This is a genomic window from Spirosoma endophyticum, from assembly GCF_900112365.1.
GTDB classification, from domain to species: Bacteria; Bacteroidota; Bacteroidia; order Cytophagales; family Spirosomataceae; genus Spirosoma; species Spirosoma endophyticum.
On record NZ_FOLQ01000020.1, the window covers coordinates 35,333 to 58,607 of the forward strand.

The 23,275-nt window shown below is 50.6% G+C and carries 24 protein-coding genes; 13 read left to right on the forward strand and 11 right to left on the reverse strand.

What is annotated here, in order from left to right; genetic code table 11:
• The first annotated feature begins 16 nt into the window (after positions 1-16).
• The 3 genes from BM202_RS29240 to BM202_RS29250 all read left to right on the forward strand — a co-directional run bounded on the left by BM202_RS29240 (position 17) and on the right by BM202_RS29250 (position 6,586).
• Complete coding sequence (locus tag BM202_RS29240) at positions 17-3,373, forward strand: SusC/RagA family TonB-linked outer membrane protein (RefSeq protein WP_093832902.1); 3,357 nt, start codon at positions 17-19, stop codon at positions 3,371-3,373.
• A 17-nt stretch (positions 3,374-3,390) separates the two neighbouring features.
• The gene (locus tag BM202_RS29245; RefSeq protein WP_218160617.1) at positions 3,391-5,178 is read left to right on the forward strand and encodes a RagB/SusD family nutrient uptake outer membrane protein; all 1,788 of its coding nucleotides are present in this window, start codon (positions 3,391-3,393) and stop codon (positions 5,176-5,178) included.
• A 160-nt stretch (positions 5,179-5,338) separates the two neighbouring features.
• Positions 5,339-6,586: a glycoside hydrolase family 88 protein gene (locus BM202_RS29250; RefSeq protein WP_093832904.1), complete on the forward strand. Its 1,248-nt coding sequence runs from the start codon at positions 5,339-5,341 to the stop codon at positions 6,584-6,586.
• A 325-nt stretch (positions 6,587-6,911) separates the two neighbouring features.
• On the opposite strand, the gene BM202_RS29255 is transcribed toward BM202_RS29250, so the two are convergent.
• A complete protein-coding gene (locus tag BM202_RS29255; RefSeq protein WP_093832906.1) occupies positions 6,912-7,358 on the reverse strand; it encodes a helix-turn-helix domain-containing protein in 447 nt (148 codons plus the stop codon).
• 1 nt (position 7,359) lies between these two features.
• Entirely contained in the window at positions 7,360-7,692 is a 333-nt protein-coding gene (locus BM202_RS29260; RefSeq protein WP_093832908.1) for a type II toxin-antitoxin system HigB family toxin, read from the reverse strand.
• A gap of 158 nt (positions 7,693-7,850) precedes the next feature.
• Here BM202_RS29260 and BM202_RS29265 point away from each other — a divergent pair, with 158 nt between their 5' ends.
• The 7 genes from BM202_RS29265 (at position 7,851) to BM202_RS29295 (ending at position 13,114) form a co-directional block, all read left to right on the forward strand.
• Complete coding sequence (locus tag BM202_RS29265; protein WP_093832910.1) at positions 7,851-8,429, forward strand: Crp/Fnr family transcriptional regulator; 579 nt, start codon at positions 7,851-7,853, stop codon at positions 8,427-8,429.
• Positions 8,430-8,583: 154 nt separating this feature from the next.
• Complete coding sequence (locus BM202_RS29270; protein ID WP_093832912.1) at positions 8,584-9,261, forward strand: NADPH-dependent F420 reductase; 678 nt, start codon at positions 8,584-8,586, stop codon at positions 9,259-9,261.
• A gap of 104 nt (positions 9,262-9,365) precedes the next feature.
• Entirely contained in the window at positions 9,366-10,229 is an 864-nt protein-coding gene (locus tag BM202_RS29275; RefSeq protein WP_093832914.1) for an alpha/beta fold hydrolase, read from the forward strand.
• Positions 10,230-10,282: 53 nt separating this feature from the next.
• A complete protein-coding gene (locus BM202_RS29280) occupies positions 10,283-10,639 on the forward strand; it encodes a nuclear transport factor 2 family protein (RefSeq protein ID WP_093832916.1) in 357 nt (118 codons plus the stop codon).
• 52 nt (positions 10,640-10,691) lie between these two features.
• Positions 10,692-11,267: a PPC domain-containing DNA-binding protein gene (locus BM202_RS29285; RefSeq protein ID WP_218160618.1), complete on the forward strand. Its 576-nt coding sequence runs from the start codon at positions 10,692-10,694 to the stop codon at positions 11,265-11,267.
• A 150-nt stretch (positions 11,268-11,417) separates the two neighbouring features.
• Entirely contained in the window at positions 11,418-12,386 is a 969-nt protein-coding gene (locus BM202_RS29290; RefSeq protein WP_093832918.1) for a zinc-binding alcohol dehydrogenase family protein, read from the forward strand.
• A gap of 38 nt (positions 12,387-12,424) precedes the next feature.
• Positions 12,425-13,114: a hypothetical protein gene (locus BM202_RS29295; protein WP_093832920.1), complete on the forward strand. Its 690-nt coding sequence runs from the start codon at positions 12,425-12,427 to the stop codon at positions 13,112-13,114.
• Between the two features lie 41 nt (positions 13,115-13,155).
• On the opposite strand, the gene BM202_RS29300 is transcribed toward BM202_RS29295, so the two are convergent.
• The 3 genes from BM202_RS29300 to BM202_RS29310 form a co-directional block, all read right to left on the reverse strand.
• Complete coding sequence (locus tag BM202_RS29300) at positions 13,156-13,851, reverse strand: LamG domain-containing protein (RefSeq protein WP_093832922.1); 696 nt, start codon at positions 13,849-13,851, stop codon at positions 13,156-13,158.
• Positions 13,852-14,073: 222 nt separating this feature from the next.
• Entirely contained in the window at positions 14,074-15,495 is a 1,422-nt protein-coding gene (locus BM202_RS29305; protein ID WP_093832924.1) for a Gfo/Idh/MocA family oxidoreductase, read from the reverse strand.
• 26 nt (positions 15,496-15,521) lie between these two features.
• Entirely contained in the window at positions 15,522-16,478 is a 957-nt protein-coding gene (locus tag BM202_RS29310; protein ID WP_093832926.1) for a TolB family protein, read from the reverse strand.
• 168 nt (positions 16,479-16,646) lie between these two features.
• Here BM202_RS29310 and BM202_RS29315 point away from each other — a divergent pair, with 168 nt between their 5' ends.
• The 3 genes from BM202_RS29315 to BM202_RS29325 all read left to right on the forward strand — a co-directional run bounded on the left by BM202_RS29315 (position 16,647) and on the right by BM202_RS29325 (position 18,002).
• The gene (locus BM202_RS29315; RefSeq protein WP_093832928.1) at positions 16,647-17,372 is read left to right on the forward strand and encodes an NUDIX hydrolase; all 726 of its coding nucleotides are present in this window, start codon (positions 16,647-16,649) and stop codon (positions 17,370-17,372) included.
• Positions 17,373-17,378: 6 nt separating this feature from the next.
• Complete coding sequence (locus tag BM202_RS29320; RefSeq protein WP_143100782.1) at positions 17,379-17,690, forward strand: hypothetical protein; 312 nt, start codon at positions 17,379-17,381, stop codon at positions 17,688-17,690.
• An 87-nt stretch (positions 17,691-17,777) separates the two neighbouring features.
• Positions 17,778-18,002, forward strand: a complete 225-nt coding sequence (locus BM202_RS29325; RefSeq protein WP_093833048.1) for a hypothetical protein — start codon at positions 17,778-17,780, stop codon at positions 18,000-18,002.
• A gap of 48 nt (positions 18,003-18,050) precedes the next feature.
• Here the strand turns inward: BM202_RS29325 and BM202_RS29330 are convergent, their stop codons facing one another.
• The 6 genes from BM202_RS29330 to BM202_RS29350 all read right to left on the reverse strand — a co-directional run bounded on the left by BM202_RS29330 (position 18,051) and on the right by BM202_RS29350 (position 23,266).
• Positions 18,051-20,069: a heavy metal translocating P-type ATPase gene (locus BM202_RS29330; RefSeq protein ID WP_093832932.1), complete on the reverse strand. Its 2,019-nt coding sequence runs from the start codon at positions 20,067-20,069 to the stop codon at positions 18,051-18,053.
• Positions 20,070-20,075: 6 nt separating this feature from the next.
• Entirely contained in the window at positions 20,076-20,243 is a 168-nt protein-coding gene (locus BM202_RS38940; protein ID WP_317039726.1) for a hypothetical protein, read from the reverse strand.
• Between the two features lie 40 nt (positions 20,244-20,283).
• Positions 20,284-20,685 (reverse strand): hypothetical protein, encoded by a 402-nt coding sequence (locus BM202_RS38945; protein ID WP_317039727.1) that lies wholly within the window; start codon positions 20,683-20,685, stop codon positions 20,284-20,286.
• Positions 20,686-20,809: 124 nt separating this feature from the next.
• A complete protein-coding gene (locus BM202_RS37490; RefSeq protein WP_177236726.1) occupies positions 20,810-21,040 on the reverse strand; it encodes a hypothetical protein in 231 nt (76 codons plus the stop codon).
• A gap of 107 nt (positions 21,041-21,147) precedes the next feature.
• Entirely contained in the window at positions 21,148-21,915 is a 768-nt protein-coding gene (locus BM202_RS29345; protein WP_093832936.1) for a ZIP family metal transporter, read from the reverse strand.
• A gap of 52 nt (positions 21,916-21,967) precedes the next feature.
• Complete coding sequence (locus BM202_RS29350) at positions 21,968-23,266, reverse strand: efflux RND transporter periplasmic adaptor subunit (protein ID WP_093832938.1); 1,299 nt, start codon at positions 23,264-23,266, stop codon at positions 21,968-21,970.
• Positions 23,267-23,275: the final 9 nt, after the last annotated feature.

Consider the following 23,275-nt stretch of genomic DNA (forward strand, 5'->3'; position numbering starts at 1 on the left):
CTTTATATCTAAAATTATGAAGCAACTTGTACGTGCGCTGTTTAATACGCCATACCGATGTTTCGCGCTATTGCTACAACTCGTCAGTTTTTGTCTGACGACCGGGTTGGTCGAAGCGACGCCAACAACCAGCGATCCATCGGCAACTCGTCATTTGTTGGCCGACGAAACCATCGCTGGAACCATTATCGACGAAACAGGCAAAGGATTACCCGGTGTGAGTATTCAGGTCAAGAATACCACACGCGGTGCATCGTCGGACGCGGATGGGAATTATCGGATTGTTGCCGAAAAGGGCGCTACGCTGGTGTTCTCGTTTATCGGCTATGTAAAACAGGAAGTTGCCATTGGCAATCAGACTACCGTTAACGTAACGATGGCCCCCGATGCGCAGGCCCTGAGCGAAGTAGTCGTAGTGGGGTATGGGACGCAGAAGAAAGTAAACCTGACCGGGTCCGTGGCGACGGTTACGGCCAAAAACATCGAAAATCGGCCCGTCACCAACGTATCGTCATCACTGGCGGGTCTGGCTCCCGGTGTATCGGTGCGGCAGGCGTCCGGTAAGCCGGGCTCCGACGGAGCTACTATTCGGATTCGGGGCACGGGTACGCTCAATAACAGCGATGCGCTGGTGATTATCGACGGCGTGCAGGGGTCAATGGATTCCGTCAACCCCAACGATATTGAGTCCATCTCGATCCTGAAAGATGCCGCGTCGGCTTCGATTTACGGTTCGCTGGCGGCCAATGGCGTTATTCTGATTACGACCAAAAAAGGCTCAGCCCGTAAAACAACCGTTACGTACACGGGTCTGATGTCGTCGGCGCGGCCCAGTAGTGTGCCCAATTTTGTGTCGGATTACGTGCGCTACATGCGGTTGTTTAACGAAAGCAATCGCAACATTGGCGTGGCTGAAACCTATTCGGATAATACCATCAAGACCTGGGAGGAGGCTAATAAAAACCCGGATGCCATGAGCGCCGGGGGCGTACCCAACTACGTAGCTTACCCCAACACCGACTGGGCAAAGTGGGTGTTTCGGAACGAGATTGTGCAGAACCACAACATTGCCGTGAATGGCGGCAGCGACAAAGTATTGTATAACGTATCGCTGGGGTATTTGGACAATCGGGGGGTGATGCAGAACACCGGCCTTAAACGGTATCAGCTCCGGGCTAACATCGAGTCGAAGGTGACGAAGTTTCTGACGCTGGGTACCCAGACGTTTGCCTCGACGCAGTCGGCGGGTAAAGCCAATACCGATAACGCCTTTAATTTTCTCTGGCAGACCAATCCGGGTATTTATCCCTACTACAACGGGCGCTATGGTTTCCCGGTGGCGGTGGAGGAGCCAACCACGGTCAATAATATTCTGGGGTACCTGGATGGTACGGGTGGCCTGGACCGCACGACCCGCTTCAACACCACTCTGTATGGTGTGCTGACGCTGGCTAAGGGCCTGACGCTAGAGCCAAAAGTGAACTACCAGACCCGCTTCAACGAAGGCAATTCGTTTTCGCTGCCCGGCCCCGGCGAACGCTGGGATTTTTCGACCAATACCCAGAAAGTGCAGCTCACCACGCCCGACCAGCTCAGTACCGGCTACTCGTTCAACCGCGATTACCTGCTGACGTTCGATAACGTGCTACGTTATAGCACCACTTTCGGGCGCGACCATGACTTCGGCGCGTTGGTTGGGTACAACCAGTTTTATTTCCGCTACTATGACTTCAGCGCTTCTAAACGCGGTTTGATTGATTACAACACCACCACGCTGGGTTCAGCCGGAGAAACCTCCAACACGGCGGGCGGCCAGGAGTACGACCGGGCCTTACGCTCGTTCTTTGGCCGCGTCAATTATGCCTATCAGTCGAAATATCTGGTTGAGGCTAATCTGCGGTACGATGGGTCATCCAAATTTTCTCCAGAGAGCCGTTGGGGGGTATTTCCATCGTTTTCAGCGGGTTGGCGTATTTCGGAAGAGCCGTTTATGCGGGGGCTAAACAATAAAATTCAGAACCTGAAGCTGCGGGCATCCTGGGGGAAACTGGGTAACAATGCCTCCGGCGATTACGACTATCAGGCTACCTACGGCAAAGTACCCTACTCATTCAATAACATTGCCACCACGGGCTTAGTGCAGGCCAAATTCGCCAATCCACTTCTGCAATGGGAATCCACAACCGTTACAGATATCGGGCTGGAAGGTGTCCTGTTCAAGGGGCGTATGAACGTTGAGATTGACCTCTACCGCAGACTGACGGATGGGATTCTGACGACTCCCCCGGTTTACCTTACGGCGGGCACGAAAACGGCCCCCACCCAGAACACGGCTTCGGTACTCAACAAGGGCATTGAACTCACGCTGGGCTGGCGCGACAAAATCGGTCCCGTCGATTTCTCGGTCAGTGGCAACGTGGCGTATAACCTTAACCGGGTTACTAACTACCGGGGAACCCTCAGCGAAGGCTATACCACCGATGCGACTGGTAGCAAAGCGTATAACTCCAACGTTGGACAGGTATCCAGCGGTGGCGACACGCGCGTCCTCGAAGGACACGGCATCAACGAATACTATCTGCTCGACGTGTATCGTGGCGACGGCAGCCATTCCAATACCGACGGAACCCCGAACATCAACGGGGGCCCAACGGATGGGATGATTCGTACGCCCGAAGATATGGCCTGGGTACAGGCGATGATTACCAAAGGCTACAAATTTCAGCCGGTGAGCACGGTCGGGAAGGGACAGCTTTACTACGGCGATCTGATTTACGCCGACCTCAACGGCGACGGTATCTACGGCAATAATTTCGACAAGAAGTTTACCGGCACGAACCCCAATCCGAAGTACACCGTGGGTCTGACCCTCAGTGCTGCCTGGAAAGGATTTGATTTTTCGATGCTTTGGGCGGGTAACTTAGGGATGCAGTACCTCTACAATCAGTCGGGTGTGAACAATACCCGCACGACGTTGACCAACTCGATTAGTACCCGCATTGCCGACGACCACTATTATTACAACGATGCCAATACCAGTGATCCCGCCAATAACACAAATGGCAAATTTCCCCGTTTGAAAAACGGCACGGATAATCAGACCAATATTTCCAGTACGTACTGGCTGTATGATGCCTCGTACGTGAAACTGAAAAACCTCCAGCTTGGCTACACGATTCCGGGAACGTGGGGAAGCCGCGTGGGTCTTAGCCGGGCGCGTGTGTTCGTATCGGGTGAGAATATACTGACCCTGACTTCGTACCCAGGCCTTGATCCGGAAAGCGTAAACATATCGACCATAACGAATCAGAATTTCAATCTGTCCTACCCGACCATGAAGCAGTATGCGGTGGGCCTTAACCTGACATTCTAATCGACATCAAGACGACCATGAAACGAAATTCACTAATAGACAAACTTCATCCGATCAGCCTCCAGAAAATGGGGTTGCTCCTGCTGGCCCTGTGCAGCCTGAACAGTTGCCGGCAAGACTTGCTGGATACCGTGCCGTATGGCTCCATTAGTTCGGCCAATATGTGGACGAGTGACGCCCTGACCGATTTAGGGGTGGCTGGCGTCTACAACGCGCTTCGGCTGGGCATTGTTACCACCTCAGCCTCCGAGCGTGAACTATACCAGATGGACGGCCTCGGCTTCACCTCCCTGACGCGGGGCGGCAACGATCTGATTAACGGTACGGCTACCACATCGAGTGGCCGGTTCAGCAACACCTGGAAAGAACTCTACGAAGGCGTTCACCGCGCCAATGATGCCATTGCCAACATTGGTACCCGGTCACCTTCGGCCGCCGACAAGAAAGCCCGGTTGGTAGCGGAGTCCAAAGTGCTGCGGGCCTATTTTTACCTGCGCCTAAATCAGCTGTTCAAAGGCGTGCCGGTCTATCTGGAGCCCGTAGAAGTAATCGAGATGAACAAAGCCCGCGAAACCGAAAGTGCGGTTTGGGAGGTAGTGTTGAAGGATTTAACCGAAGCGATCAACGAACCGGCCCTGCCCCAGAAGTACGCAGCCAAAGCGGCCAACTACGGCCACATCACGAAAGGAGCGGCTTACGCGTTGCGGGGAAAAGTGTACCTCTACCAGAAAAAATACGCCGAAGCAGCCGCCGATTTTGCTAAAGTGAAAGAAGCGGGTTACAAACTCTTTGCCGATTATAGCAAGCTGTTTAAGGAAGCCAATGAGCAGAGCGACGAAATGATTTTTTCGCTGCAACATACCGGTGTCGATACCTACGGGTCAACGACCCAATTTTTCTGCGGCACGCGTTCCTCGTTTGGCTCCTGCTGGAACAGCTATTACGTGTCGAACAAAGTGGTTGATCTGTACGAAAACAAAGATGGCAGCAAATTCAACTGGGACGACGTGCTGCCGGGCTATAGCGCCATGCCGGTCGATAAGCGGGAAGTGTTTTTTTTTCGCAATAATTTGACCGCTGCGGAAATCAGCACGGCAACCGCCCGAGGACTGGATATGAAGCTGTACCTGCCGACCGGCAACGAAGAGCGTATTGCCAAAGCCTATCAGAACCGCGACCCCCGCCTGCAACTCAACGTGATTGTGCCCTACGCTACGTACCTGGGCCGTCCGCAAAACAACGCCGACCAGATTTACACGAATCGCTGGCCCTCGCGTAGCGAAACGCCCCCGGTACTCGACCTGTTCACCGACTCACGCAGTCAGCTTTTTTACCTGCACCGCAAGTTCGTATACGAAGGCTCGACCGAATTGCTGAGCCGACAGTACGGTCCCATCGATTTGCCCATCATTCGCTATGCCGACGTACTGCTGATGTGGGCCGAAGCTCTGAACGAACAGGGTAAAACCGCCGAAGCCGTAGCCCTGGTGAATGAAGTACGGGCCCGGGCGGGGGTGGGTCTGCTCAACTCCTCAGCGGCTACGACCGTAGGGGGCCAGGCTGATCTGCGCGAGCGCGTCCGTAACGAACGCCGGGTGGAATTTGTGAACGAAGGTATCAATTACTTCGACGAATTGCGCTGGGGTTCGCTCAAAGAAAAAGTGTTCTCGCCGGGAAGTGGCGTTAATCAGATATGGGGTAGCGTAACTGTTTCCTACACCTGGAAGGATAATATCACCACCTGGCCCATCCCCCAGACCGAAATCGAGATGAATCCTAACCTGACGCAGAATCCGGGCTGGTAGATCAATTCATAGTGGTTATAGCTGGTCATCAGATCGGGTTACGACCAGTGACCAGGTAGGACGCACAGGCTTTCATTATAGGTTTAGGTTAAGTTTCGAAAGGCTGGTGTGGTTTTCCTGCCAGCCTTTTTTGAGCTCGCAAACGTAACGCACAAAGTCAATGAAAAGATTTCTTCTGCCGCTGGCTTTAACGGCCGGCCTGCTAGTCTATTGCCTGCTAACCGCCATGACGGTTTCTCCCAGGGAAGAGGCTTTCATCCAGAACAACTTTGCCCACGCCGATACGCTGTTAAAAAACATGCTCAATGAGGCTTCCGGGCTGGCTTTCCCGCGCACCGCCGATGAGTCGAGCCAGCTAAAATCAACCACTATGTACGACTGGACGTCGGGCTTTTTTCCGGGTAGCCTCTGGTACGCCTACGAAGCGGGCGGGGATGAATCGCTAAAACGGGCAGCTATCCAATGGACCGAAAAACTGGAGCCCCTCAAGACGTTCACCGAACACCATGATCTGGGATTTATGATGTACTGCAGCTACGGAAACGCCTATCGACTCACGAATAACCCGGCTTATAAAGACATTCTGGTACAGTCGGCCCGTTCGCTCAGTACGCGTTTTAGCCCGAAAACGGGTAGTATTAAATCGTGGAATAAATTCGTTTCGTGGCATGGGCAGCCTACGTACACCTATCCGGTCATTATCGACAACATGATGAATCTGGAGTTGCTGTTTTTTGCCTCGAAAGTCACCGGCGACTCGTCATTCCGGCAAATTGCCATTACTCACGCCGACAACGTTATCAAACATCAGCTACGCCCCGATTATAGCTGCTATCACGTCGTTTGCTACGATCCTGAAACGGGTCGGGTTCAGGGTCGGGAAACGGCTCAGGGATACGCCGACAATTCGACCTGGTCACGGGGGCAGGCCTGGGGTATTTATGGGTTTTCAGCGATGTATCGTGAAACGAAAGATCCTAAATACCTGCATACTGCGCAGAAAATGGCCGATTATTACCTCAACCATAAGAATCTACCTGCCGACAAAGTACCCTTATGGGACTTTAACGTAAACCAGGAAGGATACACGCCTGGCGTGAACGCACATACCCGCGAAGTTACGGTGCCCTTGCGCGATGCATCAGCCGCCGCCATTACAGCTTCCGCATTGCTGGAACTGAGTGGGTTTCTGGGTAAGACTGGAGCGAGCTATCGCACGGCTGCCATTACGATGCTGCATTCGCTGGCTGGTGCTGCTTACCGGGCCAACCCTGGCGAAAATGCGAATTTTATCCTGAAACATAGTGTAGGTAGCATTCCGCATGGCGTTGAAAAAGATGTACCGCTGGTCTATGCCGATTATTATTTTCTAGAGGCTTTGTTGCGGTATAAAAAACTGACTACTTGATTGGCAACTATGCCCCTGAAAAACAGCCGCTTTATACCTTTTAAAAAATAGAATTATATTGTTATGTCAACTTCTGGATATCAACATAACCCTCTTTTAACCCTCTGAATGTAAAAGGACTAATCGCACCAGCGAACCAGCTGTTTTAACAATTTTGTCCTTTTACATTTAGAGGGTTAAGACACGTATGCTACGGATAATAGTTGACCGTTATTAAAAAACGCCCATTTTTAGATACACTTAGATGGTTAGATAGTGTATAATGAGGAGGACAGATTTTACCAGTAAAGCAGCAGTTGCAGCTGGATGCTATTGTAAATTGATGCTAAGCCAGTTGTAGATCTTTTCGAGTGTTCATAACACTGGCATTTTTGAAGTGGCTATTTTCGGGCACCCTTAATTTATAAGGCCGATTGAACGCTTCTTGAGAAACGCTAAAGTAGCTTGAAAGTGTCCTGATGATCTCTTTGGACAACCCTTTCTTATAATGCAAAATATCGGAAACAAGGCCTTTACTTACGCCTAAAATCTGAGTTATATCTTTCGCTTTAAGCGATTTCTCACTCATCAGGGCTGTGAGTAACTCGATGGGATCTACATCCTCGAATGAGTTATGCTCAGCGTCCCACTTTTCAATTAGATAAGTGAGCAGCTCGATTTCATCCTGCGTATTTTCGCCTTGATCGCTTCCAGTCACTAGCTCTTCTAAAGCAGTACAGTAGTCATTATATTGTTTCTCGGATTTGATTACCTTATATCTGAGTGTTTCCATTTCAATAATGATTTACAGTATACTGTTCATTATGCTTACAAAGCTTATCATACTCGGCATGGGTTCCTATCCAGCAGACAAACAGATGAACCTGGTTCTTCCCAAAGGCGTATTTGCAGATCATTCTGTAGTTATTGCCGCCGATATTAAATACAACACGGTTGGTGCCATTACCCAGCAAATCGGCTGCCCCAAAGGTATCTTTAATAGCTTCTGGCGTCTGCCAATCGGCAAATTTGATAACGGTGAGCCAAACCTTAAACGAACTTTTACTACGAGCGTTCTTTTGGGTATAAGCCTCAATCGTTTCCTTTCTGATTAGATGGACTTTCATAAGCTACTGTAAAGATACAGAAAAAGTTCACAAAATGTGAACTTTCAAGATGCGTACGTAAGAATATGTCTCAGGTGGGAGCATTATTTGAGACAATTAATACAGCACCATTATTAGTGAATAGATTTTTAGATTTGTAGGAAAGTACCCTTCATCCAATGTCTATACAGCCCCTAATTGCTCATTTTGAACGCTACATTCCATTAAAAGAAACGGAAGAACAGTTGCTAGAAGGTCGGGTAACCCATCGGCAAATTAAACGAAAACAAGCCATCTTACAGGAGGGCTTTCCCTGTAGACACTACACATTCGTTGTTGAGGGTTGCTTTCGGATGTATGCCGTCGATAAGAAAGGAACCGAGCATAATCTACAGTTTTCTGCTGAACAGGACTGGATCGCTGATATAGGAAGCTTTCATGCCGGAAGGCCCAGTGCTTTGTTTATTGAAGCCATCGAACCAGCGGTTGTACTACAAATCGAAAAGCAGGATCTTTACTTTTTATACACCAATATTCCCAAGCTGGATCGGATCTTCAAAGTCATCGTTGAGAACAAGTACGTCGAGTTGCAAAACCGGGTTTTGCAGAGCATCAGCTCAACGGCTCAGGAACGCTATCTTACCTTTTTAGACCAATATCCCAAGCTTGCCTTACGGCTACCCAATACTCAAATTGCTTCTTATCTGGGTATAACGCCTGAATTTCTGAGCAAAATCAGGAAAGACATTGCTTCCTGACGCCGTCACCGGAGCGCCGGTCCGACGAAGCACCAAGTATCAACCCAGCAGTCTGATCTTAATCTAGTTTAAGCCTATTTCTTAAGATACCTTATTGGCGTACCTGGGCCGTTGGACGGACCTTTGTCTGGTTATTATTTAACCAACAAAGACCATGTCAAAAGCCCAGGAATTAAAAGTCGCTATTATTGGTCTAGGCGCTATTGGCCGTACACTAGCCATCAATCTAACGAAAGGTTTTCGGGCGGTTATGCTAGCCTCCCGCGATTATACAGCGGCACAAAATTTGGCTAACAAGTTAGGAGACTTCGCACAACCGAGGGAACTATCGGCGGCTGTTGACGAAGCTGACATTATTGTTTTAGCCATCTGGTTCGATGCCATTGGCGAGTTTTTACAGCAGTACGCCACTCAGCTAGATGGCAAAATCATTATTGATCCGTCTAACCCAATTGCACCGGACCCCAAAGGTGGTTTTGTCAAAATTATTGGCGAAACCGAGTCCGCCGGTCAGATCAACGCTTCTTTACTCCCCAAAGGGGCGACGCTCGCTAAAGCTTTCGGCACATTAGGGGCGGCATCGCTGGCTCAGACTTCCGGGCAAACGCCGGAGCAGGCAGTTCTATTTTACGCCACGGATGACCACTCTATTCAGTCAGCCATCGAGGAATTGATTATCGATGCTGGGTTTGAACCCCTGCATGTTGGTGGTCTGGATCAATCCATTCGCCTGGAAGTCTTCGGTGATCTTCATGAATTTGGGACGTTAAGCAAAACGGTCCTTTTAGACGAGGTTAAAGAAAAGCTCCTGAACCCTGACTTGGCTACGTAGAACAAAGGGAATTTCCTCTACGTAGCCATCCGGCCTTATTCTTAAAAAAGCGTACTCCTCATAAAGTTTGCAAGACCCAGCTCTGCCTGGTTTTCAATACCAAAATGAAACACCTATTTTTCTTTTTATGGCTGCTCACCAACGCAGCCGCATTCAGCCAAAGTCCCAATCGACTGCGTGCTTTCATGCAGCAGGCTCCTTCACCGGCACAGGCGATTCCCTATGGAAACAATCCGAAAGCGGGCCATTATGCGCAGACGAAAGACGCCAGGATTTATTACGAAGTCTATGGACAAGGAAAACCCCTGGTGGTCCTGCATGGTGGTATCGTGGGGTCAACCTACGAGATGGCCCAATTTATTGATAGCCTGGCCAAAACCCATCAGGTCATCGCCATTTCTACCCGCGGACATGGTAAATCAGAAATGGGTTCTGGCGTACCTTCTTACGAGCGTAAAGCGGAGGATGTCAACGCCATCATTGAAGCGGTAACCAAAGACAGCGTGCTTGTTTTAGGCTTCAGTGATGGCGCTTACACGGGTTATTATCTTGCCGGCTCGCACCCGGATAAAGTTAAAAAGCTGATTGCCATCGGTGCCGGGGAGTGGAAAACCGGTTGGCGAACATTCGACAATACGCGCCAATCACTTTTCGGCCTGGACAGCCTCTACGTCAACCAGCAATTGGCCCTACTGCCCCAGCCCGAACGCTTTGATGAGTGGCTTCTGTCGGTTAACCACTACTATAATGCCGTCAGTGTCGGCAAGTCCATACTGGGCCAGATTCAATGCCCCGTGTTGGTGATGGCGGGAGAAAAAGATCAAAACGCCCCCCTGAAAACGGTCATAGCAGCCTATGAGATGATGCCAAAGGCACAGCTAAGCATTATTCCCAATGCCCCTCATCCTGCGTTCCTGACGAATTTTTCGGCGGTCTGGGCCAGTATGCTGCCTTTTTTGCCGCGCTAGTTTCCCGACTAAGACAGCCTAGTAAACGCTAATTCACAAACATTTTTTTAGCAATGAACACAAACGAAGCAATAACGAACGAAGTACTTAGCCATCACCTGACGGCCTTTGGCAACAACGACCTGGCGGAGATTCTGAAAGACTATACCGAAGAATCCCAGGTATGGACCCCAAACGGCCCCTTGAAAGGATTAGCGGCTATCAGCCAGTTTTTTGCTGATTACTTTCTGACTATACCAACGGGTTCGGCCTTTACCATGAAACAATTGACGGTTAGCCATCAGGTCGGGTATGTTGCCTGGGCTAGTGATTCGGCCATTGCTCAAATCCCGATGGGAACCGATACGTTCTTTTTGGAGGGCGATAAAATAATCGTTCACACCGTCGCCGACTACCGGATAATGAAATAGCGGTTTTTGGGCAGCAGAAACGTTTCTGCTGCCCAAAAACCAACCCGATCTCATGAAGAAAACTAGCTTATTTAGCTATACACTAACCGTCATCATGGCGATGCTTGGCATCCCGGTGACTGTCTATTCACAAGAATATATCTCGCCCACGCAACCCGTTGACGTGGGCAAAGCACCCGGCGTCAAGGTCAAGTTATTGAGCACCAATGGACCCCTCAAAAATTACGTGTTGATTTTCGCTATGGGGGATGAAATACGGTCGGGCTTGACGGAATTTGCTCAACAGTACCAGGTAAAGACGGCGCACTTTACCGCCATCGGCGATGCCACCTCGGCTACGTTTGGTTTCTTTGATTACGGTCGTAAACTCTTCAAAAGCATCCCCATTAGCGAACCCAGTGAAGTGTCCTCGTTAACGGGTAACATTGCCGTACTCAATGGTAAACCCATCGTTCATATTCACGCGACTGTGGCCGCCGAGGATGGCACCGTTCGGGGCGGGCATCTGCTTGAACTAGTTACCGGCCCTACCCTGGAAGTGTTTCTCACCGTTGAGCCAACAACGCTCTACAAAAAGGTAAACCCTCAGTTTGGGGCTGGCCTGATTGACCCCTCGTTGACCAAGTAATTAATACGGGTAAATATCGCAGTAAGATTAAACGAACCAGCCAGTACGTCGTTGATTGGTGGGTGGATCAACGACCCTGAAAAATGGATTGCCAACTGTTTACCAACGTGAAGCAGCGACAATCCTTTCTGTAGCACATACCGACCCCTTATGAAAGTAGCCGCATTATATCAAGCCGGAGGCCCTGAGCGCTTTGTTCTGGAGGAACGCCCCCTGCCCACGCCAACGGGTGAATGGGTACTGATAAACGTGAAAGCGATTGGCCTGAACCGCTCGGAACTGATGACGCGCAAAGGTTACTCACCTGGGGTTCAGCTTCCTCGTGTGCTCGGTATCGAGTGCGTCGGCGAAGTAGAAAATGACCCCTCTGGCCAGTATGATAAAGGTCAGCCGGTAATGGCCTTAATGGGTGGTATGGGCCGGGATTTCGACGGTAGCTATGCTGAGTATACGCTGTTACCGAGGAGCCTGCTCCATCCATTTGAGAGCACGCTTCCCTGGGAAACGTTGGGAGCAATCCCCGAAATGTTTCAAACGGTCTACGGCTCGTTGTATCCAGCCTTGGGTATTCAGTCCGGAGAAACATTGTTGATTCGGGGGGGCACTTCATCGGTGGGTATGCTGGCGGCACAACTCGCTAGCCTGGTGGGGCTGACGATACTAGCGACCACTCGGAATCCCCAGAAAGAGAATGCACTGCTGGAAAATGGGGCCACGCATGTGCTGATCGATTCGGGTCAGGTAACCGAATCGGTCCGGGCTATTTTTCCGCAGGGTGTCGATAAGGTGCTGGAACTGGTTGGCACGGCCACGCTGCATGACTCATTAGGTTGTCTTAAACCCGGCGGCACCGCTTGCATGAGCGGTATGCTGGCTGAAAGCTGGACGATTTCTGATTTCGCTCCCATGGAGTTTATTCCCGCCACGGTTCGACTGACAACCTATGACAGCGGTCAGATCACCAGCCCGACCAGCGTGTTTCAGGACTTTATTCGTCAAGTCGAAGCGGGTTGGGTGAAACTCCCCGTTAGCCGAACCTTTACGCTGGGGCAGATCGTAGAGGCCCACCAATTTATGGATAGTAATTTGGCCACTGGTAAACTTGTCGTAATACCTTGATTGACTCATAATCAATTAACCCACCTGCATTTCAGTATATGAAACAGATCTTATCGGCGCTGATAAGTAGCCTGCTGCTAGGCTCAATGAATGTGAACGCTCAAGCCATAAAGCTGAATAAAGCTAAACTGGCTCCCAACCTGGTATCGATATCGTTTGAGCGAATAAGGGGCAAAGATGCGCTCCGGGTCATCAAGGATTCGACCATGCAACAGGTGGACGAGCCTACGTTTGTTCGAATCAGTGACATTGATTTTATGAACGGTACCATCGAAGTCAAGGTGCTGAGTCGACTCTTGAAAAACGCACCGGAAACAGCCCGTGGTTTTGTTGGGGTTGCGTTTCGGATCAACGAAATCAATTCGAGCTTCGAGAGTATCTACATCCGCCCCACCAATGGCCGGGCCGACGATCAGGTACGTCGTAATCACGCCATCCAGTACTTTTCCTACCCTGACTACAAATTTGATCGCCTGCGGAAAGAAACACCGGAGCGGTACGAGTCGTATGCCGATATGACCCTGAACGAATGGATCACAATGAGAATTGTCGTAAATGGGCAGGAAGCGGAACTCTACCTGAATGACACAAAGCAACCCGCCCTGCTGGTCAAGGATCTAAAGCATGGCGAAGGCGTTGCAACAGCGGGACGGTCAGGGGGCATTGGCTTGTGGGTTGACGTAGGCACCGAAGGCTATTTTGCTGATCTGAAAGTTAACAGTCAATAGAGGTCGTTACCCAGTTCAATTCACATTGGGCCTATCCAAATTTACTTTTTCGTAATCCTCAAGTCTTTGAAATAGCCTTCGGTTCCGATGTCTACCCACAAGCCAACGGCCCCGGATTTTAGGTTACCTTTCAGCTGTTTTATGGAAAGAGAAGGTTCTTTTTTATCATTGATATACAGGGATGCCTGCTGACCCTCCACTTCGATACGTAGGGTTATCCATTCATCAAGACCAATATCAGCACTTGCTTCAAAGGGGCCGCCCGGCGACCGGCCAATATTATCCATTTTATAGTTGGGGTAGGAGTAATACTGAATCGCCTGATTTCGAACAACTGGGTTTTTTACCCGGCCCACTTTAGGCCGTATATACATCGACTCAAATGCTGAATTGTCACTGTTGATTCTGAATGCAAGTCCGATAAATCCCCAGGAGTCGCGATAGGGGGTGTTCTTCTGTATCCGGCTCAGCACTTTCACTTCAATCGTTCCGTTTTCAAAATCGGAATTTTTTAGTCTTGTATAAAGCGGACCATTCACTGTAGCCCCTAAATGTTTCTCATCAAACGGCAGTACTTCTAAATCCCGTTCTACTTTCAGAACCTCCTCGCCGTCAAGCTCAACGACAGACCCTTTAACGTTTACAAACTCGAATGACTGGTCTTTAAGTTTGGTTTCCTGATTACAGGCTGTCAGTAAAGTAAGGCAAAGAATAACTAACAGGTTGATTGCTTTCATTGTCAAAGTGGTTAAGTGACAATGCAAAGTTGGGGCGGCAGGAAAGGAGAGCCAATAAACTAGCTTAAGAAATAAGCTTAAGCTAGATTAAGTCGGCCCGGCGTCCCGGTCGGACCGCTGGGCCGACACTCGGCGCTCCGTCGGACCGGCGCTCCAGTTGCGCTTTCAGGAAGTCAGGTCTTTGACCCGTCCTAAATCAGACTAAGTCACAATTGCCAAAAATTACGTCGTTTTCGGGGTGTTCAATTTCATATTGACGGGGTCCCAATGCACGATATTTTTGCTAAAGTAACTGGCGTTGCAAGCCAGGGCCGGTGCGGCTGCCCGAAAGCCAAACTCGGCATTTTCAATAACGGGTTTCCCCGTTCGGATTGAATCAAAGAAATTAGTCAAGTGGTCTAAATGATCATCATAGCCCGTAGGGGCTTTAAAGACAATATCTTCCTTCGTTGGCCTTTTTCGTTGATCGGCTGTCCATTTGGCATCATAGTCGGTTTGCATATCATCCTGCATCGCTTTTGAGAACGTGAACAGGGAATCATACCCGCCAAAGCCGGGGGATTCGGGCATCAGGCTATGTTTAAGCGTAATGTTATTGCCAATCACATCAATGACACCTTCCGAACCAACCAGCCGGATTACCTCCTGACCACCTGTACCACTGATAAAATTCACCTGTAAGGTTAATTGAAAGGCAGCGTGCTCGGGGCTGTCGGGGTATTGCATCACACCTGACATCACATCGGGCAGATTACGTCCATCCTTCCAGTAGCTGAACTGGCCGGTACTGTAAATGCTTTTGGGGCCTTTGGAGTTGGTGATAAAATGCGTACCACTTAGCAGGTGGATAAACAAGTCGCCCGCTACCCCTGTACCCACTTCTTTAAAGGCTCGCCACCAGAAAAACTTCTTGGCATCAAACGGCATTTTGGGCGTCGCCGTAACGGCAATGAAGCGTTCCCAATCGGTCGTCATGGCATCCGCATCTTTGGGAATCGTGTATTCCCAGGCACCAATAGAGCTTTGTCGGTCATATACGGCATTGACCATGTTGAGTTTGCCAATTTCGCCAGCCGCCAACAATTCTTTTGCTTTGGCATAGCCGATACTACTGACTCGTTGGCTGCCTACCTGCAACACCTTACCTGCTTTTTCGGCGGCTGCTATCACCGGATAGCCCTGACTAATTTTGTAGACCATCGGTTTTTCACAGTACACGTGCTTGCCTTTCGCTAATGCGTCCAGGGTGATGCGGGAATGCCAGACATCATGCGTGGCAATAATCACCGCGTCGATGTCTTTTCGGTCTAACAGTTCTTTATAGTTTCGGGTCGTGTATAACTCATTGCCAAATTTTTCTTTAGCGTTTTCTAGCCGGCCTGGGTACAAATCGCAAATGCCAGCCAGTTCAACCCCCGGCACTTTAAGGGCCGTATTGGAATCAAAATGGCCTTGCACCCCATACCCAATAACCCCCAATCGGATGGTGTCATTTGACGAAACCGGTCTTTCATACTGCAGGATGCGTTCTTCGGCTTTTGCCTGGGCGGCTAGTGACGACAAGGGTGAGGACGCGGCCACCAGACTAGTCGCCCCAATTTGCTGCAAAAATCGCCTTCTGGAGGAGGAGTTGTCTTTTTTCATGAGAACTATTGGTTAAGGATTGATGGCTATTTCACTAAGTAGCTGACAAAGGCAATTTTTCTACTATCGGGGCTCCACGAAGGCACATTGATCGTACCCTGACCGCCGTAAAAGACGGGGGTGATGTCTTTGATAGCCTTGGTTTTGGTATTCATCAGGCGTAGTTTAACGTTTTTACCAAACAAATGGGCTTGCTTTTCATCACTCATGTAGGCGATGTACACAATCCAGTTATTGTCGGGCGAGGGGTGAGCAAACCAGTTCGACTGTTCATCAAAGGTCAATTGTTCGGGTTTCGACCCATCGGCTAGCATCCGCCAGATTTGCATATGCCCAGTCCGGTAGGAGTTAAAATAAATGTATTTCCCATCGGGTGAATAATCGGGTCCATCATCCAATCCCTCGGTGCTGGTCAATCGTTTTTCAATACCCCCGTCAATTCCAATGGTATAAATATCAAAGTTGCCGTTGCGTTCAGCACAATAGGCGACTGTCTTACTATCCGGGGTCCAGCCATGCCAAAAAGAAGGCACTTCAGACGTAATTTTTCTGGGTTCTCCGCCCGCAATAGGCAATATATACAGGGCGGATTTGTAGGATTTCGTCGATGGGTCGCTTTTGTCATTATGGCTGACGACCAACCAGTTGTGGTCGGGCGAAATGCCGTGGTCGTTATTGCACTGGGTGACAGAGCCCGTATTGAGTTCGGCTACTTTTTTAGACGCCAAATTCAAGGTATAAATTTTGCCTTTGCTGTTGAGAATCAGGTAATTATTGGGGTGCCAGTTGGGGGCTTCAAAATGGGTATTGATAGCCAGGATGGTATCGATCTTCCCCGTTATGATGTCGAGCGTTTGGATATAACTCGTGGTATCTTTTTTGACTTGTGCCACTGAACATAACGAACAGAGGATACAAAAGGCAAACATGCCAAGCCAGCTGAAACGAGCCAGAGTAATTCGTACTGGAAGCGAATTTTTCATGAAATATGGTTTTAGGGAACGACTAGAAATATGGACATGGACAAAAGTAATCAGATTTTTTATATTATAAAAAATATAAAATAGTTAGTATATTTACTATTGTGTGTTTAAATAGTCATATTTGAAGAAAAGATTAATTAGGCGGATGAGCCCTATTTTTGCAAAACGATGAAGAAGTTTGGCGATGCCGATTATATAGCACATCTGTCGATTGACTGTGTGATTTTTGGCTACGAGGCTAAAGAGTTAAAAGTGCTGATTGGCAGATTCAAATTTGGTAAGGGTGTCTGGTCGCTGCCGGGCGGATTTGTCCTCAAAACCGAAGGCATCGATAAAGCGGCTACCCGAATTTTGAAAGAACGTACTGGTTTAGAAAATATCTATCTGGAGCAGTTCCGCGTGTTTGGCGACGAAAATCGGATTGTCGACAGCCCCCATAAGGAAACTATGAAGGCAGAACTGCAAGCGTTCGATGCCCAACAGTTCGATGCGGTAGCGACCGACTGGTTGACCAGCCGCTTTGTCTGCATCGGGTATTATGCTCTTGTCGATATTCATAAAGTTAATCCGCAGGCAGGCGAGTTTGACGACTGCCTCGAATGGCGCAGTGTCAGTGATATTCCCGACATGATTCATGACCATAGCGAAATTCTGGCCGTTGCGCTTGATGCCCTGCGGCAGAACCTTAATCAGAAACTAATCGGCTTCAACCTGCTACCCGACAAGTTCACGATGCGGGAGGTTCAGGAGTTATACGAGGCTGTTTATAACCGACCTTTTGTCATCACCAATTTTCAAAAGAAAATTCTGGATTTGAACGTGTTAGAGCGTTTGGAGAAGAAATTCACGGGTGCCGCCAACAAAGCACCCTATTTATACAAGTTTAAAAAGTAGTGTTTTTTGATTTGGATTACCCATTGGTGTGTACGGCCCGTGGGTAACATCCGCTGGCTGAACTGGCCCATCCCTGACGCGCAAATGGGCCTTCCCTATCCGAATGGTTGGGAAGTTTACTCGGGTCGGTACTGGGTCTATGAGCTGTTCTTAGTGCACCTGTACCGGCCCGGAGGCTTAAGCCGGGAATGTTTTCTTTACAATCATTCCGTTTATCTCCTCAACACCGCTGAACGGGCTGACACCATTCAGTTGACCGGTATCATCCGGGTTCGGGTGCTGGCTGCCAGTCCCGGACTGATGAAGACAAACCGGTAGGTGATTCACTTGTAGAGTGGTGGATAGTCAAACATTCGGGATAGGCGTGGGTTGATAATGGACCAGTTTAGCCCAAAACCTACAATCATGGCACACGAACATCATAAAGAAGCCGCTTATCACTTCCGCAAAGCGGCTGAATACCACGAGAACGCCCAGCAACTGCATGAAGCAGGCGATCATGAGAAAGAAGCCCACGAGGCTTACGTGGCCTACGGTCATCACAATTTAGCCGACCAGCACGCGCAGGCGGCTGCGGAACACCACGCTGAGAAGCATGACACCAGCGGCCACAGCGACCCAGTAGCCTGACTGTCGTCAGCAACCTATATGGCCGATAATAGAACATCACCCCACAGTTTATAAATTGCGGGGTGATGTTCTGTTATCGGCTTCTTTGAACGTCAGATTTTGCACCCGCACGGCGTTCAGGATGGCCAGCATTGCTACGCCTACATCGGCAAAAACCGCTTCCCACATGGTGGCCAGCCCACCCGCGCCAAGAATCAACACAATCGCTTTTACCACCATCGACAGGGTGATATTTTGCCAGACGATTCGGCGCGTGGCCCGGCCAATTTCCACGGCGGTGGCGATTTTGGCCGGTTCATCGTTCTGAATAATGACATCGGCGGTTTCGACGGTGGCATCCGAGCCAAGCCCACCCATCGCCATGCCCACATCGGCCAGGGCAACTACCGGGGCATCGTTTACCCCATCGCCAACGAATGCTAACTTAGATTTTGGATTGGAAGCCAGTTCTGCTTTGAGTCGTTCGACCTGGGCTACTTTGTCTTCGGGCAACAGATCGCCGTGCCACTCATCCACCCCCACCTGTTTAGCCACGATCTCCACTACGGCTGACTTATCACCCGATAGCATCACCGTTCGGATGCCATCGGCTTTCAGGCGTTTCACCGCGTCGGCGGCATCGGGTTTCACCGCGTCGGCAATGGTGAAATAGCCCGCAAACTGCCCGTCGATGGCAGTCATGACGATGGTGTACGGGATTTGGGTCAGGGCTTCATCGAAGGTGACGTTGAACTTACGTAGCAGCTTAGCGTTTCCGGCCAGTACTTCTTTCCCCTCTACCCGTCCTTTCAGGCCGTGACCAGCAATTTCTTCCACGCTTTCCACCGACATCGTCTCGTGCCCCCGATCAGAGTGTTCCAAAATAGCCGTAGCCACCGGATGGGTTGATTTGCTTTCCAATGCCGCCGTTAATCGGGTCAGTTCAGCCGCATCAACACCAACGGGTTTGACTTCCTGCACCTTGAAAACACCCTTGGTCAGCGTACCGGTCTTGTCCATGACGACCGTTTTTAGCTGCGTCATCAAATCCAGAAACACTGACCCCTTAAATAGAATACCCTGTTTAGACCCGGCCCCGATGCCGCCGAAATAGCCCAGTGGAATCGAGATCACCAGCGCACAGGGGCAGCCAATGACTAAGAACACCAGACCCCGGTAGAGCCAGTCTCGAAACTCATAATTTTGAGTAAAAAAATAGGGCACGATCGTAATCAGAAGGGCCAACCCACAAATAGTTGGGGTATAGATTTTGGCGAACCGGGCGATAAATTCCTGCGTCTGGGCTTTACGACCGGTGGCCTGCTGCACCAGTTTGAGAATCCGGGACAGCTTGGAATCCTGATAGAGCGTTGTCACGTCCATTTCGACCAGAGCCTGCCGGTTAATCATCCCAGCGAGCACGGCTTCTCCCTTTTGGATCGTTCGCGGAACGCTTTCTCCCGTTAAAGCAGCAGTATCAAACGAGCCACTTTCAGTACGCATGGTACCATCTAAACCGACTTTTTCTCCGGGTTTAACCTGCACAACATCCCCTATGGCGACAGAAGATGCTTTTACGCTTTGTGCTTGTCCATTGCGCAAAACGGTGACTTCATCGGGTCGCACATCCAGCAGAGCCTTAATACTACGACGTGCCCGCAGCACAGCCGCATCCTGAAACAGTTCACCGATAGTATAAAACAGCATCACCGCCACCCCTTCGGGATACTCGCGAATACCAAACGCTCCCAGCGTCGCGACGCCCATCAAAAAGAATTCAGTGAACACGTTCCCACTCACAATTCCTTTCCAGGCCCGCTTCAGCACGGGCCAGCCAACGGGCAAATAAGCGATGACACACCCTATAAACCGGATGGGATCGTTGAACCACTGAAATGAAGGGACGGTTTTAGCGAAATGATCCAGGGCTATGCCGCTTAGTAGTAGCACTAAGCTACTGATCGCTGGTGCATAGGTGCGCCAAGTTTGGTCTGGGCCTTTTTTAGCAGGAGCGGCATCCGCTGCCGGTGTTGTACCTTCCTCAATCAGATCCACGTCGTCGTGGTCATGATCGTGGTCGTGTGCCATAGTCTATTAGAATTCAATAAAAAAGTTAAGTACTGCCAGTCCGACCAGTGTCAGGCCGGTAAGTATATTCTCGTTATGTTCGAACCGGGCCACGCCAGGCCAATGCGGGTTTACCCGGCTCAGGCCCTGTTGCCCTACGCTTACCATCAGCAGCATCCCCGATAAGGTAATCACATTATAGATCAAAGCAACCAGCAGGACCGCCTGCCAGCCCTTAGCTCCTGCACTCAGAAAATAGGTTCGCTCCGGCGACCCGGTCGATCTCCAGACAGGGAGACAGGAACATAGCGACACCCAACGATAAAAGTAGCGTGCCAAACGAACGAGCTTTTTGAATGGCTCCAGCATCGATGTGGTCATGAACGTACCGGTGCCGCAGGTGCTGCCGTGCGACGGTCCGAATCAGATACCACAGCCCTAGGGCCAGCAGCAATAAAGGAATCGCCCACTCCGACAACTCGTGATAATTGGCGGCCAACTGCCAACCGGCCAGACTGACCAGCACTCCCAGCAGCGTCGTGCTGAGCGTATGGGCGAGTCCTGCCAGGGCAGTGACTAACAGCGTTTGCCGCTGACTCCAGTATTCGCTTTGCCGATGGTCACAAATGGGAGCCAATGGCTGGGAATCAGCGCGTGCAGTAGGCTAAGCGTAAGACTCCCCATCAGGAGTTCATTCATTGCATGGACTGGTCTCTGGTTAGAGCCAAGTTAGGTTGAGCCACTTAAACTTAAAAAAAGCTTTAATTGTGTCGTTTGGCACAGTAATAGGCTTGTTTAGATAGGTTGCCCGGCGACTTTTTCGGCCCTTTCCCCACCGGCGCATTTCCCGGTTTTTCAGACGGCTTTCGCTTTATTATCTTCCTGGCAATAAGGCCAGTCCAACACGCTAAGCGCCAGAGGCACCAGCCCACCATGATGACCAGGATAACTAATCCGAAAATTGCCTGTACCGTACGAATTGTATAAACCATCGGTTGGGTCGTTTAGCAAATGATCAAGCTTACTAAAATTGTCCTCTCGCCGGATTAGCCAACCAGGTTTGTCACGCAAAACCACTCCGTCAATATTGAACACCCCATCAGGCAGTCATACCCAAGATTAAAAACAGTAAGAAACCGGCAAAGAACGTAGCCGTCATCCAGGACTTTTCCGGTCCCTCATGGGCTTCGACCAGTAATTCCTCCGTGACTAAAAACAGGAGTGCCGCCAGGCCAAACGACAGCACGATATCAAGCCCGGTTTCGGGAAGATTGTGAAGCAGGGTAGCTCCGACTACGGTGCTGGCGAAAAACAAGGCCGATAAACTTAGCAGCATGCGAATGATTCGGGCGCGCGACACGCCTTCATCAGCCAGTGACGTGGCGGTGGCCAGGCCCAGTGACAGCACCTCGACGCCCAAAGCCAGCGCCAGTAGAATACCCTCTTTGGCACCAGCCGCAAAGCCAATGCCCAGCAGTAGTCCGTCGATAAACAGATCCACGCCAATGGCTAGTAGAAAAGCCACCGGAAACGTCCCTGCTGGCTGACTTGTCGGTGTAGCGGAACCTGGATTTAATTCACCACTCGAAGACGAATCCTCCGGCGATTCCGTAAACCTGCGAATAAGCAGCATCAGGCCAATCCCCAAACTAAACCCCAGGATGGTTAGCCACGGGTTATGCAACCGGACTACATCCGGCAGTATTTCGACGGCCACCACCGAAAAAACGACGCCCGCGGCAAAATGCAGAATCGCCGAGCGGGCTTCAACCCCCAATCGAATCGACAAGGCTAGTAAACCTCCGCCCGTCAGGGCCAGGGTTGGCAGCAGGGCATACGTGATAATCTGTTGGAAAAGGGGCGTCATGGTAAGTTGGTTGCCGGTTACGTAGGTGAGTGATACGGATTAAGCGTTCGAGTTAATGAGCGTGTCCTTCTTCTTCGCCACCCGCGGCCTGTAGTTGCGACAGCACCGCGTAAGCGCCCTTGACAACCACCTGTGCTTTTTTGAGGTCAAGGGAAGCAGGAAGAGTCACCTGCGAGTAGCCTCCTTCCGTAACCCCCCTTCGCACGGGAATCTGTTTAAAGGTCGTGCCGTGTTGTTCCCCTTCGCCTGCTTCATGATTGTGTTCTTCTTTCTCAGAGTGGCCAGCCTCACCTTCCTTATGTTCATGTTCTTCGGGCGCTTTCTCGTCGGTTACCACAAAGATGTAGTCCTTACCCTCCGCTGAGACGATGGCCTCTTCGGGCAGGGCGGTTACCCGACTGTCTCCCAGATCCAGGCTTGCTTTCAGGAATGTGTTGGGTGCCAGTCGGACGTCTGGCTGGTCAAGGCGGGCCACTACCCGTACCGAGCGATCCGCATCAATGGCCCGGTTGATGTAGGTAATCCGGCCCGACCGTTCTTTGCCGGACTCGTTGTTGAGCCGCAGACTCACCCGCTGGCCTTCGCGAATCTGGGGCAGATCTTTTTCAAACACGGTCAGTTCGGCGTATAGCCCCTGGCTGCTGGTCAACTGGGCCATCATGTCGGCGGGTTGAACGTATTGGCCCACCGTCACCGCGACATTGGTGACCACCCCATTCAGGGGAGCAGTTATTACGTAATACGAACTGAATTTGCCGTCTAACGCAGCCTGCGCCGATAACCCGACCAGTCGAAGCCGGTAGGCCAGGCCACCCAGCCGGGACCGGATTAGATTGCGCTCGGAAGACGTTTGCTGAAATACTTTCAGGGCGCTTACATTCTGCTCACTCAGTTCTTTCTGCCGCGCGTATTCCGCATCCAGATACGTCAGGCGGCTCTGATTTTCGGCATACTCCTGCTGAATAGCCACTAAATCCGGGTTTTCGATGCGCGCCAGCACTTGACCTTTGCGCACCGGCTGACCCGGCAGTAGCGGAAGACTCCGGACGAAACCACCTTGCAGGGCGGTAATGGCCACCTGGCTTTGGGCCGGTACGGCCAGTCGTCCATTCAACTGGAGTAACTGACCCAGATTGCGGTACTCGACAGAGCCCAGTCCGATGGCACCGATGCGGAGCTGGTCATTGGATAGTTCTACGACATCGGCCGGCCCCTCATCATGGTGGGGCTGTCCCTCAGCGGCTTCGGCGGTGGGTTTAACGTCCGTTGCGGTGGTCGTTTCTTTATCGCTGGCTTCACGGCAGGCGACAGTCAGCCATAAAAGGCCGATACTGCAAAGAATTCGTTTCATGATACGTTT

What these genes read in the sequence shown, in the direction of transcription:
- BM202_RS29295 (WP_093832920.1), top strand. Translation starts at nt 12,425, where the DNA reads ATGAAACAGATCTTATCGGCGCTGATAAGTAGCCTGCTGCTAGGCTCA.
- BM202_RS29290 (WP_093832918.1), top strand. Translation starts at nt 11,418, where the DNA reads ATGAAAGTAGCCGCATTATATCAAGCCGGAGGCCCTGAGCGCTTTGTT.
- BM202_RS29265 (WP_093832910.1), top strand. Translation starts at nt 7,851, where the DNA reads ATGTCTATACAGCCCCTAATTGCTCATTTTGAACGCTACATTCCATTA.
- BM202_RS29275 (WP_093832914.1), top strand. Translation starts at nt 9,366, where the DNA reads ATGAAACACCTATTTTTCTTTTTATGGCTGCTCACCAACGCAGCCGCA.
- BM202_RS29260 (WP_093832908.1), bottom strand. Translation starts at nt 7,692, where the DNA reads ATGAAAGTCCATCTAATCAGAAAGGAAACGATTGAGGCTTATACCCAA.
- BM202_RS29280 (WP_093832916.1), top strand. Translation starts at nt 10,283, where the DNA reads ATGAACACAAACGAAGCAATAACGAACGAAGTACTTAGCCATCACCTG.
- BM202_RS29315 (WP_093832928.1), top strand. Translation starts at nt 16,647, where the DNA reads ATGAAGAAGTTTGGCGATGCCGATTATATAGCACATCTGTCGATTGAC.
- BM202_RS29310 (WP_093832926.1), bottom strand. Translation starts at nt 16,478, where the DNA reads ATGAAAAATTCGCTTCCAGTACGAATTACTCTGGCTCGTTTCAGCTGG.
- BM202_RS29300 (WP_093832922.1), bottom strand. Translation starts at nt 13,851, where the DNA reads ATGAAAGCAATCAACCTGTTAGTTATTCTTTGCCTTACTTTACTGACA.
- BM202_RS29245 (WP_218160617.1), top strand. Translation starts at nt 3,391, where the DNA reads ATGAAACGAAATTCACTAATAGACAAACTTCATCCGATCAGCCTCCAG.
- BM202_RS29270 (WP_093832912.1), top strand. Translation starts at nt 8,584, where the DNA reads ATGTCAAAAGCCCAGGAATTAAAAGTCGCTATTATTGGTCTAGGCGCT.
- BM202_RS29240 (WP_093832902.1), top strand. Translation starts at nt 17, where the DNA reads ATGAAGCAACTTGTACGTGCGCTGTTTAATACGCCATACCGATGTTTC.
- BM202_RS29285 (WP_218160618.1), top strand. Translation starts at nt 10,692, where the DNA reads ATGAAGAAAACTAGCTTATTTAGCTATACACTAACCGTCATCATGGCG.
- BM202_RS29350 (WP_093832938.1), bottom strand. Translation starts at nt 23,266, where the DNA reads ATGAAACGAATTCTTTGCAGTATCGGCCTTTTATGGCTGACTGTCGCC.
- BM202_RS29325 (WP_093833048.1), top strand. Translation starts at nt 17,778, where the DNA reads ATGGCACACGAACATCATAAAGAAGCCGCTTATCACTTCCGCAAAGCG.
- BM202_RS29330 (WP_093832932.1), bottom strand. Translation starts at nt 20,069, where the DNA reads ATGGCACACGACCACGATCATGACCACGACGACGTGGATCTGATTGAG.
- BM202_RS29250 (WP_093832904.1), top strand. Translation starts at nt 5,339, where the DNA reads ATGAAAAGATTTCTTCTGCCGCTGGCTTTAACGGCCGGCCTGCTAGTC.
- BM202_RS29345 (WP_093832936.1), bottom strand. Translation starts at nt 21,915, where the DNA reads ATGACGCCCCTTTTCCAACAGATTATCACGTATGCCCTGCTGCCAACC.
- BM202_RS37490 (WP_177236726.1), bottom strand. Translation starts at nt 21,040, where the DNA reads ATGGTTTATACAATTCGTACGGTACAGGCAATTTTCGGATTAGTTATC.
- BM202_RS29305 (WP_093832924.1), bottom strand. Translation starts at nt 15,495, where the DNA reads ATGAAAAAAGACAACTCCTCCTCCAGAAGGCGATTTTTGCAGCAAATT.
- BM202_RS29255 (WP_093832906.1), bottom strand. Translation starts at nt 7,358, where the DNA reads ATGGAAACACTCAGATATAAGGTAATCAAATCCGAGAAACAATATAAT.